This is a genomic window from Dictyobacter vulcani, from assembly GCF_008974265.1.
Taxonomy (GTDB): Bacteria; Chloroflexota; Ktedonobacteria; order Ktedonobacterales; family Ktedonobacteraceae; genus Dictyobacter; species Dictyobacter vulcani.
In genome coordinates, this window is record NZ_BKZW01000002.1 from 1,049,199 (window position 1) to 1,071,527 (window position 22,329).

Annotated in this window: 20 protein-coding genes; 10 read left to right on the forward strand and 10 right to left on the reverse strand. The window is 50.1% G+C overall.

The features are described from left to right. Positions 1-31: 31 nt before the first annotated feature. Entirely contained in the window at positions 32-1,312 is a 1,281-nt protein-coding gene (locus tag KDW_RS21765) for an MFS transporter (RefSeq protein WP_151758050.1), read from the forward strand. A gap of 562 nt (positions 1,313-1,874) precedes the next feature. Here KDW_RS21765 and KDW_RS21780 read toward each other — a convergent pair. After that, a complete protein-coding gene (locus KDW_RS21780; protein WP_198925414.1) occupies positions 1,875-2,429 on the reverse strand; it encodes a cupin domain-containing protein in 555 nt (184 codons plus the stop codon). A 67-nt stretch (positions 2,430-2,496) separates the two neighbouring features. Continuing rightward, complete coding sequence (locus tag KDW_RS21785) at positions 2,497-3,750, reverse strand: Tm-1-like ATP-binding domain-containing protein (RefSeq protein WP_151758053.1); 1,254 nt, start codon at positions 3,748-3,750, stop codon at positions 2,497-2,499. Between the two features lie 288 nt (positions 3,751-4,038). On the opposite strand from KDW_RS21785, the gene KDW_RS21790 reads away from it, so the two are divergent. From KDW_RS21790 to KDW_RS21805, 4 genes are all read left to right on the forward strand, one after another. After that, complete coding sequence (locus KDW_RS21790) at positions 4,039-4,485, forward strand: response regulator (protein WP_162005492.1); 447 nt, start codon at positions 4,039-4,041, stop codon at positions 4,483-4,485. Positions 4,486-4,881: 396 nt separating this feature from the next. Continuing rightward, entirely contained in the window at positions 4,882-6,228 is a 1,347-nt protein-coding gene (locus tag KDW_RS21795; protein ID WP_151758055.1) for an FUSC family membrane protein, read from the forward strand. A 196-nt stretch (positions 6,229-6,424) separates the two neighbouring features. Further along, positions 6,425-6,556, forward strand: a complete 132-nt coding sequence (locus KDW_RS35235) for a hypothetical protein (RefSeq protein WP_269822498.1) — start codon at positions 6,425-6,427, stop codon at positions 6,554-6,556. 395 nt (positions 6,557-6,951) lie between these two features. After that, a complete protein-coding gene (locus tag KDW_RS21805; protein ID WP_151758057.1) occupies positions 6,952-7,149 on the forward strand; it encodes a hypothetical protein in 198 nt (65 codons plus the stop codon). A gap of 136 nt (positions 7,150-7,285) precedes the next feature. Here the strand turns inward: KDW_RS21805 and KDW_RS35595 are convergent, their stop codons facing one another. From KDW_RS35595 to KDW_RS21830, 5 genes are all read right to left on the reverse strand, one after another. Beyond that, positions 7,286-7,672, reverse strand: a complete 387-nt coding sequence (locus KDW_RS35595) for a DUF6585 family protein (protein WP_307767761.1) — start codon at positions 7,670-7,672, stop codon at positions 7,286-7,288. Next, positions 7,659-7,937: a hypothetical protein gene (locus KDW_RS21815; protein ID WP_151758059.1), complete on the reverse strand. Its 279-nt coding sequence runs from the start codon at positions 7,935-7,937 to the stop codon at positions 7,659-7,661. Before KDW_RS21815 ends, KDW_RS35595 begins: the two co-directional genes overlap by 14 nt. A 309-nt stretch (positions 7,938-8,246) precedes the next feature. Further along, positions 8,247-8,957, reverse strand: a complete 711-nt coding sequence (locus KDW_RS34155; RefSeq protein ID WP_233097841.1) for an alpha/beta hydrolase — start codon at positions 8,955-8,957, stop codon at positions 8,247-8,249. 110 nt (positions 8,958-9,067) lie between these two features. After that, positions 9,068-9,493, reverse strand: a complete 426-nt coding sequence (locus KDW_RS34160; protein ID WP_233097842.1) for an enterochelin esterase domain-containing protein — start codon at positions 9,491-9,493, stop codon at positions 9,068-9,070. 581 nt (positions 9,494-10,074) lie between these two features. Continuing rightward, positions 10,075-11,373, reverse strand: coding sequence for an NCS2 family permease (locus KDW_RS21830; protein WP_151758061.1), 1,299 nt, complete (start codon positions 11,371-11,373; stop codon positions 10,075-10,077). Between the two features lie 1,076 nt (positions 11,374-12,449). Between KDW_RS21830 and KDW_RS21835 the strand changes: the two genes are divergently transcribed. The 3 genes from KDW_RS21835 to ybiA all read left to right on the forward strand — a co-directional run bounded on the left by KDW_RS21835 (position 12,450) and on the right by ybiA (position 15,985). Next, positions 12,450-13,034 carry a hypothetical protein gene (locus KDW_RS21835; RefSeq protein WP_162005493.1) on the forward strand — a complete coding sequence of 195 codons (585 nt, stop codon included), beginning with the start codon at positions 12,450-12,452 and terminating at the stop codon, positions 13,032-13,034. Continuing rightward, positions 13,035-15,356 carry a peptidase domain-containing ABC transporter gene (locus KDW_RS21840; RefSeq protein ID WP_151758063.1) on the forward strand — a complete coding sequence of 774 codons (2,322 nt, stop codon included), beginning with the start codon at positions 13,035-13,037 and terminating at the stop codon, positions 15,354-15,356. 185 nt (positions 15,357-15,541) lie between these two features. Further along, positions 15,542-15,985, forward strand: coding sequence for a riboflavin biosynthesis intermediates N-glycosidase (gene ybiA, locus KDW_RS21845; RefSeq protein ID WP_151758500.1), 444 nt, complete (start codon positions 15,542-15,544; stop codon positions 15,983-15,985). A gap of 77 nt (positions 15,986-16,062) precedes the next feature. On the opposite strand, the gene KDW_RS21850 is transcribed toward ybiA, so the two are convergent. Beyond that, positions 16,063-19,356 carry an efflux RND transporter permease subunit gene (locus KDW_RS21850; RefSeq protein WP_151758064.1) on the reverse strand — a complete coding sequence of 1,098 codons (3,294 nt, stop codon included), beginning with the start codon at positions 19,354-19,356 and terminating at the stop codon, positions 16,063-16,065. A 137-nt stretch (positions 19,357-19,493) separates the two neighbouring features. Beyond that, positions 19,494-20,141 (reverse strand): TetR/AcrR family transcriptional regulator, encoded by a 648-nt coding sequence (locus KDW_RS21855; RefSeq protein ID WP_151758065.1) that lies wholly within the window; start codon positions 20,139-20,141, stop codon positions 19,494-19,496. A 388-nt stretch (positions 20,142-20,529) separates the two neighbouring features. On the opposite strand from KDW_RS21855, the gene KDW_RS21860 reads away from it, so the two are divergent. Together KDW_RS21860 and KDW_RS31930 are read left to right on the forward strand one after the other, a co-directional pair. Beyond that, positions 20,530-20,784, forward strand: a complete 255-nt coding sequence (locus KDW_RS21860; protein WP_151758066.1) for a hypothetical protein — start codon at positions 20,530-20,532, stop codon at positions 20,782-20,784. Between the two features lie 779 nt (positions 20,785-21,563). Continuing rightward, positions 21,564-21,725, forward strand: a complete 162-nt coding sequence (locus tag KDW_RS31930; RefSeq protein ID WP_162005494.1) for a hypothetical protein — start codon at positions 21,564-21,566, stop codon at positions 21,723-21,725. A 22-nt stretch (positions 21,726-21,747) separates the two neighbouring features. On the opposite strand, the gene KDW_RS21865 is transcribed toward KDW_RS31930, so the two are convergent. Next, positions 21,748-22,227: a GNAT family N-acetyltransferase gene (locus tag KDW_RS21865; protein ID WP_162005495.1), complete on the reverse strand. Its 480-nt coding sequence runs from the start codon at positions 22,225-22,227 to the stop codon at positions 21,748-21,750. Positions 22,228-22,329: the final 102 nt, after the last annotated feature.

Here is a 22,329-nt window from a genome sequence, read left to right on the forward strand (position 1 = left end):
TCTCCCTTAGATAAAATTAGAAAGACGGTTTATGAGTATTGACACCCGTAAACGCATCCGCATTTTTCAGGCTTTGCATGAGCGTTCCTTTTTTTTGTTCTGGTTGGGTCAGACGATCTCTGCCATGGGTAATGATGCGTTCGCGATTGCGTTAGCGTGGGAAGTGCTGGTGATTACCGGTTCTGCTGAAATGATGGCATTGGTCCGCATCACTGAGGAACTGCCTCGGATTGTTTTTCTTCTATTGGGTGGTGTGGCTGCGGATAGATTACCAAAGAGGCGGGTTATCCTGCTGGCCGATTGTGGGCGAGCAATACTGGTTATCCTGATCACTGTACTGGCCTACTTTCATCAATTGCAAATCTGGCAAATCTTGCTGACCGGACTGATTTTTGGCTCTGTCCGTGGTTTCTTTGGACCGGCATATCGAGCGTTTTTGCCCCAATTAGTGACTTCAAAAGAATTATTGCCGTCCGTTAATGCCATGAATGGACTGAGCAAGCAGGGGAGCCAGTTGATTGGACCAACTTTGGGTGGGGCTTTATTTGGCGCTTTTGGGGCGGTCAGCGCTTTTTTCTTTGATGCCCTGACCTTTCTATTTTCGGTTGGCTGTATGTTGGGCGTTAAGCCGCCGGTGCGACCGACTGAGCGTGCTAAACTGGAAAATTCAACTGGAGCCAGTAGCGGATTATTTAAGCATGTCGGTCGCGATATTGGCGAAGGCTTGCGTTACGTTGCCAGTGTCCCCTGGATCTGGTTGTCGATTTTGTTAGTCAGTTTAGCGGGTGCTGGCCTGGCCGGACTGGATCAGATTGCCCTGCCTAAATTGCTCAAGGAAAATACACAGCATATGAATGGGATCCTGGTCTTTGGTGGCGTCGGCTCCGCGCTGGCATTGGGTGCGTTGCTGGCTACTGTCTTGATTGGGCAGCTTCAATTTCGGCATCGTGGTATTGTCGCGTATAGCGGATTAATCCTGACCGGTCTGGCCTGCTTTCTCTTTATTATGCCTGCAAGGGCGCTGGTTGCTGTTGGATTGTTTCTGTTGGCTGGTATAGGTATTGGCTTTGGTGATGGTTTATTCGAGATTATGTGGGACATGCAGCTACAATCTCACGTACCTGAAGATAAGCTAGGCCGTGTCTATAGCATCTATTTATTGGGAGCCTATGCGCTGGTTCCGGTTGGTTTATGGCAGGCAGGTTTTATCAGTGATCACTTCGGGGCCGTATGGGCTTTTCTTGGTGGTGGCATCTTGAGCATTACGCTGGCGCTGATTGGTTTATCTCTACGCGTTGTGCGCCAGGCATGAATGCCACAGTGGCAGCGATGATCCGTTTGCGTCCAAAACGCACAAGGGGATGTCGTGTGTGGCGTTGCTTGCTCGGACGCCGACTGGCTGCAGGTTCAAGACCTGCCGTTACGCTGGGGTTCTGCCGTTGTACGCCGAGTGGCCCGGACGCAACCAGGGTGTTGGCTCGTACGTCGAGCGGTGGCAGCGACCAGCGCCAATATTTTTCGTTGAAGCGCTTTTGTGGCCATAAAAATAGGTGGAGAAAAGCAGCGGATCGTCCGTGGAGAGGGCGCCACACGCGGAGGCCGGCATGCGGCGTGATGGTGGAGCGAGAGGCTCAAAGAGCATCGCATGCCTGTGGCGCCTACACCGAGACGGATCCTGTTTCGTGATCCTCTCCGAGAAGGTACGGGGAGGATCCACGCGCTCTCCCACCACGTTTCTGTGCGAGCAGGCGACGGCACACACGATCCCTGTAGGCGCCACAGCACTGCGCGTCGTTCTTGCACGCTGGCCTGCGCAAACGCAGCAGTGCGGCCTCCGCGTGTGGCGCCCTCTCCACGTACACATGGCTTGCTGGTCACGTCGAACCCTCTCTCAACGTCTCGCTAACCGAAAAATATTGGCGACCAGCGCTGCCGGTACGCTGGGGCTCTTCCGTCAGGCGTGTTGGCGTGGCTGCTACTTGCTTATCGGATGCAAGTAGCAGCAAGGGGCGTGGGGGGTTAGCGATGGAGTGTCGGGCGTTCGCCTGCTGGTAGTTCTTTGAAGTCGGGGCGGATTCCAGGGCTCGTTCGGCTCCGGCCGGATTATAGGTGACGAGCAGGCGCAGGGGCTCCCAGCCTGTGTTCAACGTTGAGTGATACATACCAATAGGAACATAGATGGTGTCGCCGGGCTTAATATCGAAGGGGTCATCGTCGTCGATCATCTGCTCTCCTGTCCCAGAGAGAACATAGAGGATTTCCTCGGATTCGATATGGTTGTGGCGCTCGTGCCGTTTGCCGGGCAGGAGAATGACTTCTCCGAAGGTGAGTCCTGTGCCCAGGGTATATTCGGGCTTGACCAGCCATTTGATGATGCCCCAATCAAAGGTCTGGGTTGGGACTCTATTAGGATTAATGGGTTGTGTCATACTTTTTGTCTCCTTACAGGATGCTTTGCAGTGGTGTCCGCAGCTATGCTCATCGCGGTCCAGCGTTTTATGCAGTCGTATGCTGGTTACTGGCAGGTTGTTTGATTTGAGTCTGCACGTATTCATCCAGTCGGCTGGCCATGGCGCGTGCAAAGCGAGGATCATTCAGATCCATTTCGAGTTCGTGGAACTCGATGTCTTTGTTCAGATGATCCTTGAGATTTGAGATCAAGGCCTGGTCCGCTGTGGGATCATAAAATGGTGCTCCTTCGACATCGAGCAGCGAGAAGCCGTGTAACGGAATAAAGACCACGATTGGCCCTTGTGCTTGATTGAGTTTGCGCGCCATCAGGCGTCCTAGCTCGGCATTTTCTTCCTCGGTGGTACGCATCAGGGTAAGCGCTTCATTGTGGTTGTAGAGTTTGCGCCGACGAAATTTATCGGGCACGGTATTCATTGGACCAAAGTTGACCATGTCGAGTGCGCCCAGTGAAACGATCTGAGGAATGCCTTTCGCGCCAGCCGCTTCCAGACGTTGGGGGCCGGCACTCATAATTCCGCCGAGCAATTCATCGGCCAGTTCGGTGGGGGTAATATCCAGAATGCCAGCCAGAAAACCATCCTTGACCAGCGTCTCCATGGATTGTCCGCCGGTTCCGTTGGCGTGGAAGACCAGTACCTCATAACCATGCTCTTCCAGATATGTGCGAGCCTCGTTGACGCAGGGAGCGGTTACGCTGAACATCGTGATGCCGATCAAGGGTTTGCCACTGGAGCGGGCTTTGAAGGTTGCATAGGCTGTAGCCATGCCAGCGATGCCGGCGGCCGCATTGGTCAAAATATGCTCCGAGATCCGGTTGATGCCAGCCATATCTACTACTGAATGCATCATCGTAATGTCAACCGCCCCAACGAAAGGTCGGGTATCGCCGGCTACCATTGTGGCGACCACCAGTTTGGGGAGGCCGATGGGGAGCGCACGCATGACCTGCGTTACCAGCGTCGAACTACCGAAACCTCCCAGTCCAAATATGCCCTGCACGCGTCCATGTTGGAAAAGATCCAATACGACTCTGGTTGCACCGCGCGCCATGGCCTCGATGGCCGTATTGCGATCGCCCGTGGCCACAAGTTGCGCCAGATCAACGTTAGCAGCCTGCGCCACTTGCTCATGGGGGATGTCTGGTTTTATCTGGGGTTGACCTTTAATGCCAACATCAATTAGAATGACATCACATCCTGCCTGTTGGATGCATTGACGTAAGTAATCATATTCCATTCCCTTGGTATCCAATGTACCAAGCAATATAACAGTTGCCATGATCGTCATCCTTTACCTTCACTAAGAAAACACCACATTGTGTCTGGAATACTAAGCACTGTCATTTCATAGTATAACTGATCGCGCACGGCAGATGAACTGGAGTGATGCTGTTTGCTTAGCGATACCCTATCTCTATTGCCGTTGCGTCTCTCATGAATAGAAATCAGTCTGGCGGCTACGAATAGGTTGATGGCAGGAAAACTCTGTAAGTCTCCTTTGCCATTGACGTGTAGATAGTATAGAATGAGAAAAAACACCATCGCGAGAAAGAGAAATGAGCTTCTAATGAATGTAAGCGCTCAGGCTCCTATCCTTTTAGTGGAGGATAGTCAGGAAGATATGGAATTAATTCAATGGGCACTCAAAAAATTGTCCATCTCTGTTCCTGTGGTGTATTGTACTGATGGTGGTGATGCATTAGACTATTTGTATCAACGTAAGGCGTATAGTGATCCTGAACTTTCACCGCGCCCAGCGTTAGTGCTCCTTGATCTGCATCTGGTGGCTGTCGATGGGATTGAGGTACTGCAAGAAATCAAGCATAATCAAGATCTGCGCATGATACCAGTGATTATCTGGAGCTCTTCATCTGATCCCCAGAATATTGAGGTTAGCTTTCGGCAGGGCGCGAGTAGCTATATCTTGAAGCCGATGAGCATCAAACGATTGTTGAGTGTGATTGAGATGCTCAATCAGTATTGGTTTGGTTTTGCGGTCTTACCCGAAGTCTGATCGTCCCTGACAAATAGTAGTCAAATGTGCTATACTCCTATACAGGAATATAGAAAGAATCACGTATCCACAAATTTAGCGCTGGTATGCTATTATTTGTGTGTCTTTTTATCCCTGGAAGCATCCTCTTTTCATTGGCGAAAACTTCTGCTGCTTCTTCCATCAATGCTTCGATGACGCTCACACTGAAGCGTGACTTCATGCTATAAAAAAACAATCGTGAACGCCGCTCATTCGCGGCTAGTGAAGCCGCTACAACACAACTATGGCAAGCTGATCAATATAGTGGAAACGTGACAGCCAGTCAGGCGACTTCACTCACACGATTGAACGGCATGCCTTAAAAGGCCAATTCAACCTGAAATTTCTCATTTGCGGCGGAGGTTTTGCGGATTAATGCATCCTATTTTTACATCTTCTAAAAGTTTTCTCAAACATATTTATACAAATCTTTCCCTGGATCGACCAACCTTCATCAATGGCGTGCGCATAACAGCTATTACGCTCATTCCTGTTCTGCTGGGCATGGTGTTTCATGCCTATAACCTGGGGGTGATGTGTTTCCTGGGTGGTCTTTATGTCGTTCTGGCCGATGTCGGGGGAACCTATCGTTCACGTGCCTTTGCGATGGGCTCGGCCACGTTAGGTGTGGCCCTGGCAGCATTTGTCGCGACCCTGGCAGGTGGGACAATCTGGCTAGCGGTTCCATTGATGTTTCTGGTGGCCTTCTGCATGAGTATGCTAGGCGTCTTTGGCAATACCGGTTCCAAAGTTGGCTTTGTCGTGATCGGTATTCTTATCCTTATCCTGGGACAACCCGGCGATTTTATACAGGCGGTCGAACGTTTTTTTGCCCTTCTCACTGGTGGTCTGTGGGCAATGTTGTTAACACTTTATCTCTGGCCGCTTCAGCCACTGCAACCAGTGCGTGAGGTGCTGGCAGATTATTATCGAGCCTTGAGCACTTTTCTGGTGCGATCTACGGGTCGACCAGATGCAGATACTCTGGAGCATGGTGCTGGTATGACTCATTGGAATCAGGCCGTCAAGCAGGAGCGCGCACGCGTCCTGGCAGTACATGACCAGGCCCATGCCAGTATGGTCTCCTATCGTTCCGCACGCCAGGGATCAACTCCAATTGGACAGCGCTTCCTGTTATTAACCCTGACCGCTGACCGCCTGTTTGATGCCTCGATTGCTCTGGCTGAAGGTATTGAAATAGCATATACTCAGACGCAGGTAACGCATATTCAAGTGTTGCTTAATGAGTGTGTCCAACATGTTTCTGAGGTGCTCGCTTCGCTAGCCTCTACCATCCAGTCTGGTAACGACCTGGAGCCAGCGTTTTTTCAGCAGGAATTAGCTAATCTGGAAGAGCGTGAGGCTGCGTTGCGTGAGACGCTACCGCGCCTGATCGATGATTATAAGACGCTGGTCAGTGTGCGGAATGTAACGCGTTTGTTGCGTACGATGATTGAAGAAGTACGCATCGCTGGTGGGCACTTGCAGGAATCCAATGCGAACACGCCTGGCATGCCCGTTGAAGCACGCCAGCACTATAGGCCCGGAGCATGGCTTAAAGGTATCCAGGCCTATATTTCAAGCCACTGGAGCATCCTAAAGGACAACCTGACTACCCGCTCCCTTGTCTACCGCCATTCTTTCCGCCTGGCCGTATCAGCGCCCTGGCCGTCACGATCTATATGTCCGCTGGCATCCGCTATGGATACTGGATCCCGCTGACCATTCTTTTTATTTCTGAAGCCAGACTTTGGCGGCCTGCGTAAACGAGCCAACCAGCGTGTCTTTGGTACGGTGATGGGGGCGTGTTAGGAATAGTGATTGCGGGTGTGGTTCATAAACGAATTTGCCTTGCTATTCTTGCTGGTCTTTATTGCTTTTATGCTTCTCTCTCCTGAATGGTGATTACGGTTTCTTTGTGGCATTCTTAACCCTGTTTGTGGTCTTGCTGTTTGATGTGCCTCTGCCTGGTAACTGGCTGGTGGCCTGGATCAGGATCTTCAATACAGTATTGGTGTGGCGTCATCTCGGTGGGCTGCTGGATACCTGATCTTTCCGCAATGGGAACGTGAGCGCTTGCCGGTGCAGTTGGCTAAAACTATTGCCGCTAACCGTCAGTACTTTCAGCGTGTGCTGTCGGCTTATCTGGGTGAGCCCGGTGATATGAAAGATTGCCGAGGCCAGTCGAAGGCCCATTTAGAGAATGCGAATGCGGGCGGTTGCTTTTCAGCGCAATGCTGGCTGAACCAAAGAAAAAACAGGGTGACGTTGAACGTTTTATGCACTGGTAACTTATAACCAACACTTAGCGATCGGATTACCACCCTGGCGACCTACCTGCGCTCCCTTAGTGGCAAGCATCGCCTGCCCGGCCTGGATAGTTTTACCGAGCAGACCGATGTCGCTTTACGCACCATCGAGGACGCGGTTCTCTCGGGAACCCACTTGAGTCAGATAGATGGTCTGGATGAAAGTTTGAAGGTCGTGCAGAGTTCCTTGCAGACCCTGATTAACTTGCGCATGAGTGAACTAGCGGCCCAGCAGATCGATACACCAAACCGCGAAGCCATTCGTGATTTTGTGCTGGTTGGTTCCCAACTCGATCGGCTCGCACACGACATCTCTGGCATGTCTCGCGTGTAGGTTTGGTGGCTCGCCCCATGATTGCGTGGAGTGAGACAATCGTGGGCGAGCCACGAATCTACAGGTTTTTTAATGCCAGATGGTTGGTAGCAGTTCCTTGAGGATGAGGGCATTTTCTACATCAGCGGTTAGCTCCTCAAACCAGGCCCGTTCTGTCTGCGTTTTTGGCTGTGATTCTGGTATACGTCTCGCCAATTTCGAACGTGTCAATGTCGTCCCAGTCCAGGTTCTCTTCTTTATCCGAGTTAGCCAGTACATGGCTGACACCATCCTGATGGACAACCAGATCACCAAACTCAAGCTCTTCGCCAAGCCGATAAAGTTCCAGCATGCCGGGACGGCGATAGTCAGTATAGGTTCGCTCGATGGCATCGCATAGCTCTGCGCGCTGCTGTACTTTTGGTTCCAGGAGCAGTACGACATCTTTATCGGTGATAAAGGTCAGATTATCATGCCGTACATGGTGAGGATGTTTGGGATCCAGCGTGCCGCGTAGCAGGCTAGAGATATCATCCAGCGCAATGCGTGGCTCTGCTGACGACCTTGTAGAAAGACAAAGCCATCCTCAAAAATATGGACCTGCTCACGATGGCGATAGTTATACTCCGTAGATTGCGCCACCCCTGTAAAAAGCAGCCAAACAATACAAGCACATCTACGACAGCAATGCCACCAATTGAGCGTAACGTGGGGGGATCCGCGAGCGTTGTGCTGAGGGCAATCTTACGAATTGCATCCACCAGAAAGAAGAGACCGATCGCGCTGACCAAAAAACCAGACAATGGCATTAATCAATAGCCTTCATCCATTACTGGTGGATTGCGTATTACGATGACTGTAATTTACCTAATTTCAATCTATTCGCCAGATCCCGTATTTCGGCATCATAAGGCGAAGATGACTGGCTACCAATATCCTGAGTATCTTGCTGAAACTTCACGTTACCTCTGGCCTCCGTTTGTATGCTTTGCCATATTATAGCATTATACAGATTGCTTTGAGCTACCCATAAAGTAGACAGCATGCAAGCCTTGAACCTGCATGCTGTCTACTTTCTTAGCTGAGATCACATGTTCTGAGTGTAATTAGTGGAAAGCTTATTTACCCATAAGGGCTAGCAAGCCGTCTGCCAATGTGCCACGATGAGAGACGTAATGATGATAGCCATTGAATTCGGCATAATGCACCTCATTGCCTTTGAGGGTCAGTACATCGCGAAAATGGCGGTTGCAGCCAACCATATAGATCCAGCCCATGTCTTCCTTCAGACCAACCTCCAGGTAGAAACGTAGGAGTAAAGGCGGACTGGCGATAAACTGTTGGATCAGCCATTCTTGTTGGATATCCTCCTCCGGCTCCTTGTCCCACCAGAATGATCCAGATTGTGAAAGGACGTTGCCAAAGACATGCGAGGCGCGTAAGCCTGCAAAAGCCGCTGCCAGTCCACCAAAACTGCATCCACCAACGATGGTGTGTGCAGGATCACTGGTGACATTGTAGTGCTCATGCAGCCATGGCATAAGCTCCTGAGTGAGAAAATCCACAAAAGGTTGATGGCAGGTCAACTCACGGTTACGGGCCTCCTGATCTGGACTATCAATCAGCACAGTAACCAGAGGTGGAATTTTATCTTCACAGCGCAGATTATCCAGAATAGTTGGAGTCGGAATGAGATCAAGGTAGGCCCAGCCATCGAACAAAACCAGGAGGCGATAGGGTTCAGCACTCCTGGTGTAGTCAGCGGGTGTATAGACCCAGACGCGACGTTCATTATCCAGGATCGTGCTCCTCAAAGCGATGACACACAAGTTGGCCCTTTGGACTATCCGCATGTGGTACGATCGAGGGCTGTGCCGGAGCATGTGGGAGTTCAAAAATGGAGAACACCACCTCCTGCGAGTCAGGGATCTCCTCATCCTTATGCCCAACAAACGGGTTTTAGATTGAGTGGATCCGGGATGAAGCGTGTGCCAAAGCCATCAGTTGTATTGGAGCCGTCCAGAGGATCATTTACTGAGTAGGTGTAGACACCACGCAAATCCATTTGGACCCGGTAGGTTCTATACCAGAGATCAGTCTCTAACAGACGCAGCATCTGATTATGCTCAGGACGATCCATACCGGCCGGACCACCCCAGATCACGACATTTTTTGTCTCCATCTGATTACGCCAGAGAAATGTCAATAATGCATGGGTGCTACTGCCTTCAATCGCTTCGATCAAAGGTGAGCCGTGTTCTGTAACCTCTTGCCAGAACGTCTCCAGCGCGGTGGTATCCCCGATTTTCAGTGAAGTATATAAAGAGGCAATGCGTGGACTTTCAATTGTTTGTGCGGCTAGCATGCCAAAAAACCTTTCTTAGAAGAGCAGGCAAAAGCTGTTCCTCTCAACTGCAATCAAAGTTGTGTTATAAATGCTGATTGGGAAGCGACATGCCGGTAACATGAACTGAAAAAGTATCTGTGCCGCATTGCTATGATGGGAAACAACTTTCAAGCAGGAGGTTGCACAAACGAGGAAAATTGGAGCCTGGAAAGTACCAACCTGAATTGAGAAGCTGCTAACACCTTGCCATTGTTGTGTCGGGTATACGAATATACCTGTTGCTCTACGGCAACAGTATTACTCTTCACTCACTTTTACTGGCATGGGTTAGCGCTGATCAGGCATATGTCTCTCCTCATCGAAAAATTCTTATTGATCGTTGTAGTATACCCGGGATCGAAGCGGAAATCAAGCCTGTCTATTGGCGGCAGGGCTGCTTGCTCGTACGCCAACAGATTGCAGCGACCAGCGCTGCCGGTACGACGAGTTGCTTGGTCGGACGCCCACAGGTTGCAGCGGCGAGCGCTGCCGCTACGACATATGATGAAGGGGCAGGAAAGTGTTTTCCTACCCCTTTGTTGGTTTGTGTTGGGTTGGAGCTAGTGCTGGAAGAATGCTAGCTGGATCAGGAAGAGTAGGCCGAAGATGTAGATCAGGGGATGCACTTCACGCCATTTGCCGCGAACTACTTTCAGCAGAGGATAGAAAATGAAGCCCAGGGCCAGGCCGGTGGCGATACTTGAGGTTAAGGGCATTGCTAAGATGACCAGGAATGCCGGGAAGGCCTCATCATTATCCCAGATGATATGACGGACATTGCTGATCATCAACGAGCCGACAATAATCAGGGCTGGACCTGTAATGGCCTCGACTCCTGAGATGGCGCTGATGATCGGTGTGAAGAAGGCGGCGATGGCGAAAAGGATCGCGACTACCAGGGCCGTGAGACCGGTGCGACCGCCAGCCGAAATACCAGCGGCTGATTCCAGGTATGCCGAGGTTGGGCTGGTGCCAAAGATTGAGCCGATCAAGGTTGCGGCTGAGTCCGCGAATAGTGCACGCTCAGCGCGTGGCAGTTTCTCACCTTCCATCAATCCAGCCTGTTTGCCCAGACCCAGGATGGTGCCTGTGGTGTCGAACAATGTCACCAGCAAGAATGAAAAAACTGCACCATATAAGCCATAGTGGATGATGTCGCTAACCGCTGTAATTGGATTGTAGGCGACCAGTCCGGCTGGAAGGTTCGGCAGGGAGACGATGCCTTTGGTGAAATGGATCTGACCGGTGAAATAGGCGATGATACCGGTGACCAGCATGCCGATGAAGAGTGCGCCTCGTATATTCAGGACCATAAAGATCAAGGTTACGACCAGGCCGATGATGGCCAGAATCACTGGAAGAGTATGCAGGTCACCCAGGGTTACAATGGTGCTGGGATCAGCCTTGACCAGTCCTGTTAAGCGCAGGCCGATAAAGGCGATGAACAGTCCGATACCCGCGCCGATTGCATGCTTCAAGTTATCGGGGATAATCTCAATCAGTTTTGAGCGCAGGGGAGTGAGGGATAAGATAACAAACAGAATGGCTGAGATAAAGACGGCTGAGAAGGCGACATGGTAGTCCATGCCTTTGTGCGTCAGGGCCAGCGAGTATGTGAAATATGCATTTAAGCCCATGCCTGGTGCGATTGCGATTGGGTAGTTGGCAAAGAATGCCATCAGCAAGGTACCGGCCAGGGTCGCAATGATTGTTGCGGTAAATGCCTGTTCAAATGGAACACCACCCTGCGAAAGAACCAATGGATTTACGACCATCACATAGGCCATCGTCAGGAAGGTTGTGACGCCTGCAATAATTTCTGTTCGGATTACAGGTTGAGTGCCTTTTACGTTGAACATGTAGATTCCCTTGTGCATGAGTAAGTTGGCGCTATAGCGTTGTACAGAACCGTGCGTTATTCTGCGCCGGAGACTGGTGATGCAGGGTTAGCCGTCTTTGCCGCCACATAACTTCATCTTCAGCCATTGAAGAGGTGAATATTATTGCTGTCTCGAACGAAGGAACGATAATTGGTTGCTTTGAAAAATGGTACTAGAGATCATCTCTCGGTCTACGCTGCGAACATGCTCATTGCTGGACTATTCTTTAGTAATAGACCCAGCAAGCGGATGTTCGGCAGATGCGTGTGACAAGCAGGAGGTGCTCTAGAAAAAACTTTTGTGAGGAATGAGGATGTGTCAATTCCACCGAGTATTTTTTCATTTGTAACGCTAAAGCCTGACTGGTTCATAAATGATAGGACGATAAAGATATCAAATCACCACAGTATGGTATCTTGAATTTGACCTATCTGTCAAGAATAGAGTTGTTTTATATTCTATAAATTTACAGTAATAGTGTTTTGGTGTGTTGTAGATCTCGTTAAAATGCTGCCGCCTGCGGCGGCAGGGAGGGGAGAGAGGGAGAACCGGGGCGCAGCCCCGGACCCCAGGTTAAGGGCCGCGGCCCTTAACAATCCCGCTAGTGTGGTGTAAGATGAGGCGATCGAGGCGCAGCCCCGGACCCCAGGTTGAGGGCTGCGGCCCTTAACAATCCCGCTAGTGTGTGGTGTAAGATGAGGCGATCGGGGCGCAGGCCCGGATCCCAGGTTGAGGGCTGCGGCCCTTAACAATCCCGCTAGTGTGGTGTAAGATGAGGCGATCGAGGCGCAGCCCCGGACCCAGGTTGAGGGCTGCGGCCCTTAACAATCCCGCTAGTGTGTGGTGTAAGATGAGGCGATCGGGGCGCAGGTCCGGATCCCAGGTTGAGGGCTGCGGCCCTTAACAATCCCGCTGGTGTTCCAGACCATGGTTGACTATAGTCTGGATTCTTTTATTTGAATATTTTGCATGTTTTTTATGCATAGAATGATGTAGGATAGTATTGAGGTTGTGATTTTTGTGAGCGTTGTCTGGGGGGTGGTTGGTTAAATATTATGGTGCGAGAAAAAAGACGTCCGTTGTTCCGCGAGCATGCTTTACAACAGTATATGCAGAGGCGCGAAAATGATATTCTGCCGCAGTTTGTTTCTCCACCGGTTTTTCTGTTTGCCTGGTTGTTATTTGCTTTGGTGATTGGGAGTGGGGTGGTGGCCTGGTTGGAACGGGTGCCGATATATGTGGATGGTCCAGGTGTGGTGGTGGCAAATGAATATAGTATTCGTGTCAGTCAGAGTACAGTGAATGCGCTGGTATTTGTTCCGGTGCGATCAAGTGATGCGGTACGCGTTGGTGTGTATTCTCTGATACGCTTTGGCTCGTCGGGCCCGTATTTCAGGAGCACGATTATTCGTTTAGAGCCGATGGTGCTGAGTCCCAGGGCGATTCAACTGCGGTATGGGCTGGCTTGTAGCGCGGGTCAGGAGATCCATGAGCCTTCGGTGGCTGTGCATATGCAGGTACCCCTGCCAGCTGGCGCGCATATCTACGATGGTATGCCGTTACAGGCACGCATTCGCATTGGTAGCCAGCGGGTGCTGGGATTGATACCTGTTTTGTCTGGCTGGATTGGAGGCTCCTAGATGCAACGTATGACGCCACCCGATGATGCTTCTCAGGAGTCCCCAGAGCAGTCTGAGGCCAGTAGTAGCGAGCCGCCAGTTAGAACAACTCCCGCTCATGGTGCACGGCCCGTAATTGCTTTTTTTTTAGTGGGCTTACAAAACTTGTGGCTGCGCCTGCCTTTTATAGACAACAAAAAGGTACCTGTGATTCTACAGATGAGCGCAGTCGAGTGTGGCGCCGCCTGTCTGGCGATGATCTTACATTATTATGGTCGTAAGACTGGTGTTGCCGAGATCCGCAATCACTATAATATTGGTCGGGATGGCCTGTCGGCGCGTAGTATTGTGCAGGCGGCTCGTGATTATGGCTTGCGGGTCCGGGCTATCTCGATGCAGCGTAATGACTTTCGCTTTGTGAGTCTACCAGCGATCGTGCATTGGGAATTTAACCATTTTATCGTGGTTGAACATTGGACTCCACAATATGTTGATGTGCTTGATCCTGCTGTGGGCCGTAAGCGTTTAACTGGTGAGCAGTTTAACGATGGCTTTACAGGTATAGTCATGTTAATGGAGCCAGGGAACAACTTTTCACGTGTTGCTGAGCCACGCACTTTGACACTGAAAAGTTATGCACGCCAGTATATCCGGCGTGCCCCCATGATTTTTGTCCAGATGATCATGGCCTCAATCCTGTTGCAATTGTTCGGGCTGGCCGTGCCGCTATTGACCAAAGTTATTGTGGATCAGGTGTTGCCCTTGCATCTGAACAGCGTTATGCCCATTCTCGCCATTGGCATGGTAGTCCTGATCGTAGGCGAAGGCTTGATCCTGTTATTGCGTTCTTTGCTGGGTATTTATCTACAGAATCGCATCGATACCAGGATGTTACCTGACTTCTTTGAACATCTGCTGCACCTGCCCCTGCGCTTCTTTCAGCAACGCTCAAGCGGAGATATCCTTACTCGCATCTCCAGCAATACTGCGGTACGCCAGATGCTCAGCACGCAACTGATCTCCAGCCTGCTCGATGGTGGCCTGGTCATCTTCTATATGTTTATCCTCTTCTGGCAATCCTGGACTTTTGGTCTGCTGGTACTGGTAATCGGTTTTTTTCAGATTGTACTGATGCTGGCCTCCAACAAAACTAACCATATCCTTTCCAAGCAAGAGCTAGAGGCGAGTGGTAAAGCTCAGGGCTATGTGACTGAACTGCTGACCAGTATCGAGACGGTAAAATCAGCTGGCTATGAGCTGCAGGCGTTCCAGCAATGGGCCAATTATTTTTACAATCAGTTGAATATTTCAAATCGACGCAACACCTTCATGTCGATTATTAATACCGGCATGAGCGTCCTGGATATTATTGCTCCATTGTTCTTGCTCTGGTTGGGCGCGTTACAGGTCTTAAATGGCACGATGGAGTTAGGGACCATGCTGGCACTCAACGCGCTGGCAGCCACCTTTCTGGCGCCCTTGACGTCGCTGGTGAATAGCGCCATCCAGCTACAGGTAGTCCAATCGCATATTGATCGCATTGGTGATGTCTATCAGGCAGAGATTGAGCAGGACATTCATACGGTCCAGCCGCCACCGCAACTCACCGGTCTGGTCGAGCTGGATCATGTCAGTTTTCAATATAATCCACAACTGCCCAATGTTTTAACGGACCTCTCGCTGGTAATCGAGCCAGGACAAAAGGTTGCGATCGTTGGTCGCACCGGATCTGGCAAGAGCACGCTTGGAAAATTGTTGCTTGGATTGTATGAGCCGACTGGTGGTGAAATTTTGTATGATGGCATTTCACTGCAAAAGCTGAATTATCAGGCGGTTCGTGAACAACTCGGCGTGGTTATTCAGGAGGCTGGTATCTTCAATGGCACCATTCGCCAGAATATCGCCTTTGCGCATCCAGATGTAGACATGGAACAGATTATTCAGGCCGCTAAATCAGCCTGCCTCCACGAGGATATCGCCGCTATGCCGATGCGCTACGAGACCTATGTGGCCGAGGGCGGCAATGCCCTCTCAGGTGGACAGCGCCAGCGACTGGCCCTGGCGCGAGCACTCGTGCATCATCCCTGCCTCTTGCTGCTTGACGAAGCCACCAGTTCGCTGGATGTCGTTACCGAACGCCGCGTCGAGGAAAATCTCGCTGAACTCTCCTGCACCCAGATCATCATTGCCCACCGCCTCAGTACCGTGCGGAACGCCGATATTATCCTTGTTCTCGATAAAGGCAAGATTGTCGAAAGCGGCAGCCACAGCGAACTGCTAGCCTGTGACGGCTACTATGCCCGCCTGATCTACAACCAGGTCGAACAAAACCAGAGCAACTAAGAAATGGTGCTCTGGTTTGATTTGTGCGGCATCATTGCGCCTAAAATGTAAGATATATTTGCAAATGTCTTAAGCTTCTTATGTCTTAAGTTCTTAAGTTATGGTATGATGTGAACTCAAATGCGACCGAGGTAGGGTCGAACCTACATTTCGTACTTTTATAGAAAATAGAAAGATATATGCAAATGGCTATTTATTTTTATAGTGCGCGGGCAGAGCCTTATGGTTGCTTTTCCAATTTCTCTAAGCATGGTTTTAAAGTGGGTGGTGTCTGGTGGCCAACCAGCGAGCATTACTTTCAGGGGCAAAAGTTTGCTGGTACTGAACATGAGGAGGCGGTGCGTCGGGCATATACGCCTAAGATGGCTGCTGAGATTGGCCGCGATCGCCGCCGTCCTTTACGTTCAGATTGGGAAGCGGTCAAGGATGAGATCATGTTTCAGGGGGTGCTCCATAAATTTGAGACGCATGCGGAACTGCGTGAACTGCTGCTGGCAACTGGTGAAGAAGAGATTCTTGAGGATGCCCCCCACGATTATTACTGGGGGATTGGTCGCGATGGCAGCGGTAAAAATCAACTCGGTATCACTTTGATGCAGGTTCGTTCAATGTTACGCCAGCAAAAATAAGTCTCTAACCTATAAAAAAGGAGAGGCAGATCGTAGTGATCTGCTTCTCCTTTTTTTGTGTTCAGGCGCTTGAATGCCTAGAGCGCGGGAGCGGGCTCTTCAACTTTCGGTATCTCATTGATTGTTTCCGTGGGCGTAGAGCCCGAGCGGCGACGAATACTTTCGACGAATACATACAGGGTTGGCACCAGCAGCAGCGTCAGGATGGTGGAGGTGGTCAGACCACCAATCACGACGATGGCCAGCGGCCGTGAGATGAAACCACCTGAACCACCAAAGCCCAATGCCATTGGCAGCAAGGCCAGGATGGTGGCGATGGCCGTCATCAGAATCGGACGCAAGCGATGGCGTCCGCCTTCGACGACCGCTTCTTGCGCGTTCATACCTTGCATACGATATTGTCGCACCAGGTCAAGCAGTACGATGGCGTTGGTGACGACGATACCGACCAACATCAAGAAGCCAATCAGGGCCGCGGCTCCCAATGGTGTTTTGGTGAGCAGTAGCAGGACAAACGAGCCGGTGGCGGCAAATGGAATAGAGATCAGCAGGATCAATGGCTGTAGCAGGCTGCGGAAGGTGGCAACCATGATACAGTAGACCAGCAGGATCGCGACGGCCATTGCCAGCAGCAGGTTTCTGAAGGTATCCGACTGCTGTGAGGTAACACCACCCAACGAGTAGGTAGCTCCATCTGGCAGACTGAGTTTCGAGAGACGCTGTTGTACTGTGCTACTGACGGCACCAACGTTGGTATCCGTGATTGTTGCATTGATAGTCGCGGTCCGGTTACCATCAATATGCGTAATCTTGGTTGGACCATCAACACTCTGGACCGTGGCCATGTCGCCAACTTTGGCGCTTCCCAGCAGGGTTGGAATACTCAGCTCACGAATCTTATCCACGGTGGTCACAGGCGTACCAACGTAGATGTTGACATCGCGCTGTGTGCCGTCCATGGTGACCTTGGTCACCGCGGCTGTACCGCTATAGATCGAGCGCAGATTCTGAGCGACCTGGGCTGCGGTCATTCCATATTTCGCGGCTTTTTGTGGATCGACATTCACTTCAATCTGTGGTACCGCGTTGGCCAGATTACTGGAAACATCGGTCAGACCAGAGATCTTGGAGACCTCATCTTTTACCTGCTGAGCGGCATCGTTGAGGGTCTTATCATCAGATGCTTTGACATCCACTTCCAGGTTTGAGCCGTTGAAGCCACCGCCACCGGAAGAAAGTGTCAGGGTCGCCACGTCTTTCAAGTCAGCCATGCGACTGCGCAACGCTTTTTCAAAGGCCGCCTGATCAGCATTGTCATCTGTAACCAGTGAGAAGGTAGCCGAATTGGTACCGCCACCGCCAGTAAAGCTGGCAAAAAGACCACCTGAGCCTACAATGGCCTGTGTCGTTTTCAGGTGAGGCAGATCTTTAAATGATTGCTCAACCTGTTTTGCGGCCGCATCAGTTTTATCCAGACTGGTAGCGGGGGGGAGGGTCATGGAGACCGAATAGGTATTTTGTCCCGATGAACCGAACAGATTTGTTTGCAGACGACTGACCAATCCGAATGTGATCACCAGGATGACCAGCGCTATCACCAGTGTGACCGTACGTTTCCAGGCGCGTCCAGTAACCCAGCGTACCAGGACGGTATAGCCGCGTTCCAGGAACGATACTTTCTCGGCTTTGATTTCCTTGCCCGGCTTTGGCGCCTTCAGGAACCAGGAGGCCAGCACTGGAATAATCGTCAGGGCGACAAACAACGAGGCAAGCAGGGCAATCGTCACGGCGACCGAGAACGAGCGGAACAACTCACCCACAATACCACCGGTAAAGGCGATAGGTAAGAAGACAGCAACCGTTGTCAGTGTGGAAGCGGTAACCGCGCCAGAGACCTCGCGTACCGCCAGCGGAATGGCCTTGTTTTTGCTTTCACCCTGTTGCATGTGCCGATAAATATTTTCCAGCACCACAATCGAGTCGTCCACCACACGTCCAATGGCGATAGTCAAACCGCCCAGGGTCAGGATGTTCAGGGTATAGTTACCGACATAGATTCCGATCAATGCGATGACGATTGACAGCGGAATAGAGATAGCGGTAACCAGCGTTGAACGGATCGAGAGTAAGAAGACCAGGATAACGATAATAGCGAAAGCCGCGCCAATCAAACCCTCACGGGTCAGATCCTGAATGGATTTCGTGATCGAAGGAGCCTGGTCCGAAATCACCGAGATCGTAGCATTGTGTCCCAGTTTATTTTTCAGATCCGGTAATTGATCGTGTACCGCATTAGAAATCGAAACAGTATTGCCGTTTGGAGTCTTGACGATGGAAAGTCCAAGGCTGGGCTTACCATTGGTGCGTGTCAATGAGGTTGAAGGAGCCAGCACCTGTTCAACCGTGGCAACATCTTTCAGTTTGACTGGAGTAGGAGCCGCAGTTGGTATACTCGCACCGGCACCTGCACCAGGATAACTACCTGCGCCAGAACCAGTTGCACTGGCACCAGGATAGCTACCAGCACCACCAGCACCAGTTGCACCGGCGCCGCCCGCGCCAGGATAGCTACCAGCGCCACCAGCACCACCAGCGCCCGCGCCAGGAATACTGCCAGCGCCCGCAGCACTTTTTGAGCCCACGATCAAGTTCTTGAGATCATCCAGCGATTTTAATGTATTGCCGACTTTGATTGGAACAGTTTTGCCATCGGTGGTAACATCACCAGCGGGTATGGTCAGGTTATTGGCGATCAGAGCCTGTTGGACCTGAGTGGCGCTGATGCCGCTGCTTTTCAATTTGGCAGGATCAAGGGTGATATTGACGATCTCGTCGCGTACACCTGTTATATTGACGGTGCCAACTCCATCAATGCGCTCCAGGCTCGGCACGATGTCTTGCTTTAACTGGGTACCCAGCGTCTGAGCATCAGCATCTGAGGCGACGGCCAGTTGAATGATTGGCAGGTCACCAATACTGAATGATTGGACCTGTGGGGTGACACTGCTCGGTAGGCTCGACTGAGCCTGCGAGATACGCTGTGACAGGGTCTGGCGCGCTTTATCCAGATCAGTGCCATAGTCAAATGAGACGGAAATGATTGAGGTGCCTTCATTTGAAGATGAGCTCAGGGTCTGGACTCCCGAGATACCTTGAAAGTTTTGCTCAAGTGGATTAGTAACGTCATGTTCCACAATCGAGGGTGAGGCACCCTGATAGATGGTAACAACTGATACTGTCGGAAACGAGATTGAGGGAAATAGCTCTTGCTTGATAGAGGGGATCGTTAAGCCACCAAAGACTAAAATAGCAATGGTGATCAGGGCCACAATACTTTTATTTGCAAGGCTAATCCTCGATAAAAAGGACATACCACGTGCTCCTTCCGGACGATTTAAAAATTAGAAAATTCTTGAAATAGTTCAACTTATTAAACGTTTATTAAGCTACTATTATAAAGATGGGGTTGAGTGGTTAACAGGGCAATATGCAACAAAAATCAACTCTATTACACTGACCTGCGAACGATTCCATCTAATAAACAACTTACTATTGTTTCAGCGGTCATGCTGACAGTTTCGGTGGCGTTGGCTTCTTGTTCGGGCTGGAAGTGGCGCTTGAACTGGGTACCGACCATGATACCTTCGAACATCGCCATATACGTTGATGCCGGCACTTCAGCCCTTAACTCACCAGTATCGATACCTTGTTGAAAGATATCCTGGAGATATTCTCGATGTTTGCGATTCTTGCGAAACAACTCTCCCTTATGTGGTTTATCACGGCAAAACTCTTCCACATCTCGCATCAGCGCAAAGAAGTTGCTAAACCTGCGTGATAAAAAGGACTCGGCCACACTGATCAGCTTGGCACGGGTGCCATCAACCTGCGCCACAGCCTCTTTGGTCTGTTGTGCCCAGTTCTCCATTGACTGCTGAACCATGGTCATAAACAGTTCTTGTTTGCCATGTGGAAAGTAATAATAGAGCGCTGCGGCGGTAACCTGTACCTCATCGGCGATATCCTTCATGGATACGCCCTTGAAGCCCCTGGTAAGGAAGAGTCGCTCAGCGACAGCCAGAATACGGCGCTGGGTTTCTGGATCTCGCTCGGCCTGGCGCTTATCTATATTGGCGCTTTCCTGATCAAAAATCATGACGTTTATTTACCAGTGATGAATTTTACTTAATGAACATTAAATAAGTACAGTCCAACTATACCTTTTCCGCGGAAAAAATGTCAAGGGTTTTGCTTACGAGTACCAGTTTTTTCTCACTCTTCAAGAAGAGAACAAGAGGGCTCTGAAATGGCCATCCTGCATGTTGCAAATGTACGCTAAAAATGGCAAACTAAAGCAAACACAAACCAGATATACTGAAGTTTAGATGAAAAAGTAGCGGAATATTTTTTCGCATATTTGATTAACATACCAATAATGCGTCTATCAAAGAAATAGTAACAAGTGTCCATGAACACCTGTTTGTGTTTATGAATACCTTTAGATTTTTGCTACAACTATCCATTCAAGGAGGAAATAGTTGTTTATGGATAACTGGATATTCTTGCTCGGCGGCTTTATCGCTTTGATTCTCGTGATTCTGGTCAGTAATGCCATTTATGGTCTTTTTGGCGAAGGCAAAAGGAAAAATCAGAGCCGTCATCGTAAACGTGGTCATAATTATCGGGACACGCAGAGAGAACATAGCCAGACGAGAGACTACACGCGGGGACGTGAGAGAGACCGCTATGAAGCGCGTGAACGTGACTATCGGCGTGCCAGCGCCCAGACACGCCGCTAAGCTTACGAGTTGGCGTGGAATTGATTAGTAATCGAAATAGAAAATCTGGCAGCTATTATATTAGCATGTGGCCGGGACTCAGGGGGCGATCAGCCCTCTGAGATGACTCCCGAGGCATCCTCTTCTTTTTTTACCTATCCATTGGATCTCCATGGCAACCAGGCCAGAAAAGTACTTTCATCCTATCTTATAATTCCAAATCCCTCTTTTACTTGAGTTGGCCATCGGCGTCCCGTATAATAGGCGAAACGAAATACGTTGTATTCTCGTGTATTGGTATTCCAAACGTGTAGCAAGCATCTTGCTATTCATTCTGATCGAAAATGTAAAAAGCGTTAAATAGATCTCTATGGGTGATCTGTTATACTGATCTTAGTGGTAGATAAAGCATTTCCCTTGGTCGCAAACCTGGTAAGAAATTGAAATACGATTATAGTAAGAGGCAGGTATATAGCAGTGGGATTGCTATCGATAAATACACTCAATAGTTTTTTTCGGCATACATGGGCGCTAGGTGTCGGCATGCTTGGGATCGCCTGTATGTTTGCGATTGGATTATATGCTGCACGCAAGTTACTACGCCATCGTCAGGAGATGCGTTATTACCGCAGCCTCTTTGAGTCACTCCTACATTTTCAATACACTCCAATGAGCGAGCAGCAGCCATGAATCCTTTTACAGCATCCTGTCGGTATTGTAAACGTCTTACGGCACAATGTTGTCCGGTATGCAGGATTTCCTGTTGTCTAGCCTGTGGGACTAACCTGTGTCCCATTTGTGTGCGGGTAAAACTATTACAAATTGAGCGTGCTTTAACTGCTCGTCTGGTACCCTGGCAATATGTCGAGGTGGCTATGTTGCCCATTCGGCGTCGTTATGCTATGCGCCATGAGCATGTGGATGCCGAGAACAGCGATCAGCCAGGTTGTCTGCCAGTATAAATTTACTTCCATGAAGTCCTCATCAAAGCGTATCCATATCAGCGGTAAGCAGACTGGCAGTCATTGACATAGCATAGTGATGAACCTCGAAGCCAAATTTTTGCCAGAAACACAGGCCCACTGCATTATTTTTTAACACATCCAGGTGGATTTCTTGCGCACCCTGGTGCCGTAATTCCTGGAATACTGCCATGGCTAATTGATGTGCATAGCCCTGTTTGCGAAATTCAGGGATAATGTAAAAATCTTGAATCATACCTGAAGTTTTCAAGGTGAATGGATGGGATGAGGTATAGAAACTGGCAAAGCCTATGATCTGCTCCTGGACGAGCGCTAACCAGAAATAATGTGAGCCTGCTTGCGACCTTTGCACGACATTCGTAATCCAGAGATTAACTACTTCCCGTATAGTCTCTTTATCATCCAATTCTAGATTATATGCATAGCCTAATTGTTGCACGCTAGCTAAATCTGCTGGCCTGACTGGTCGTATTTCAAGCATAATGTGGTCTCCCCATGTATGAAAACGCTGGATAGCCTGCATTTTTAAATATAAGAGGACGCGTCCATATCCTCTTACAGGTCATGGACGCGTCCCTCTGGT

Bases quoted from the DNA above. Each gene is read 5' to 3' on its own strand.
- KDW_RS21765 (WP_151758050.1), top strand. From the start codon at position 32: ATGAGTATTGACACCCGTAAACGCATCCGCATTTTTCAGGCTTTGCAT.
- KDW_RS21780 (WP_198925414.1), bottom strand. From the start codon at position 2,429: ATGACACAACCCATTAATCCTAATAGAGTCCCAACCCAGACCTTTGAT.
- KDW_RS21785 (WP_151758053.1), bottom strand. From the start codon at position 3,750: ATGGCAACTGTTATATTGCTTGGTACATTGGATACCAAGGGAATGGAA.
- KDW_RS21790 (WP_162005492.1), top strand. From the start codon at position 4,039: ATGAATGTAAGCGCTCAGGCTCCTATCCTTTTAGTGGAGGATAGTCAG.
- KDW_RS21795 (WP_151758055.1), top strand. From the start codon at position 4,882: ATGCATCCTATTTTTACATCTTCTAAAAGTTTTCTCAAACATATTTAT.
- KDW_RS21815 (WP_151758059.1), bottom strand. From the start codon at position 7,937: ATGCCATTGTCTGGTTTTTTGGTCAGCGCGATCGGTCTCTTCTTTCTG.
- KDW_RS34160 (WP_233097842.1), bottom strand. From the start codon at position 9,493: ATGCTAGCCGCACAAACAATTGAAAGTCCACGCATTGCCTCTTTATAT.
- KDW_RS21830 (WP_151758061.1), bottom strand. From the start codon at position 11,373: ATGTTCAACGTAAAAGGCACTCAACCTGTAATCCGAACAGAAATTATT.
- KDW_RS21835 (WP_162005493.1), top strand. From the start codon at position 12,450: ATGGTGCGAGAAAAAAGACGTCCGTTGTTCCGCGAGCATGCTTTACAA.
- KDW_RS21840 (WP_151758063.1), top strand. From the start codon at position 13,035: ATGCAACGTATGACGCCACCCGATGATGCTTCTCAGGAGTCCCCAGAG.
- ybiA (WP_151758500.1), top strand. From the start codon at position 15,542: ATGGCTATTTATTTTTATAGTGCGCGGGCAGAGCCTTATGGTTGCTTT.
- KDW_RS21850 (WP_151758064.1), bottom strand. From the start codon at position 19,356: ATGTCCTTTTTATCGAGGATTAGCCTTGCAAATAAAAGTATTGTGGCC.
- KDW_RS21855 (WP_151758065.1), bottom strand. From the start codon at position 20,141: ATGATTTTTGATCAGGAAAGCGCCAATATAGATAAGCGCCAGGCCGAG.
- KDW_RS21860 (WP_151758066.1), top strand. From the start codon at position 20,530: ATGGATAACTGGATATTCTTGCTCGGCGGCTTTATCGCTTTGATTCTC.
- KDW_RS21865 (WP_162005495.1), bottom strand. From the start codon at position 22,227: ATGCTTGAAATACGACCAGTCAGGCCAGCAGATTTAGCTAGCGTGCAA.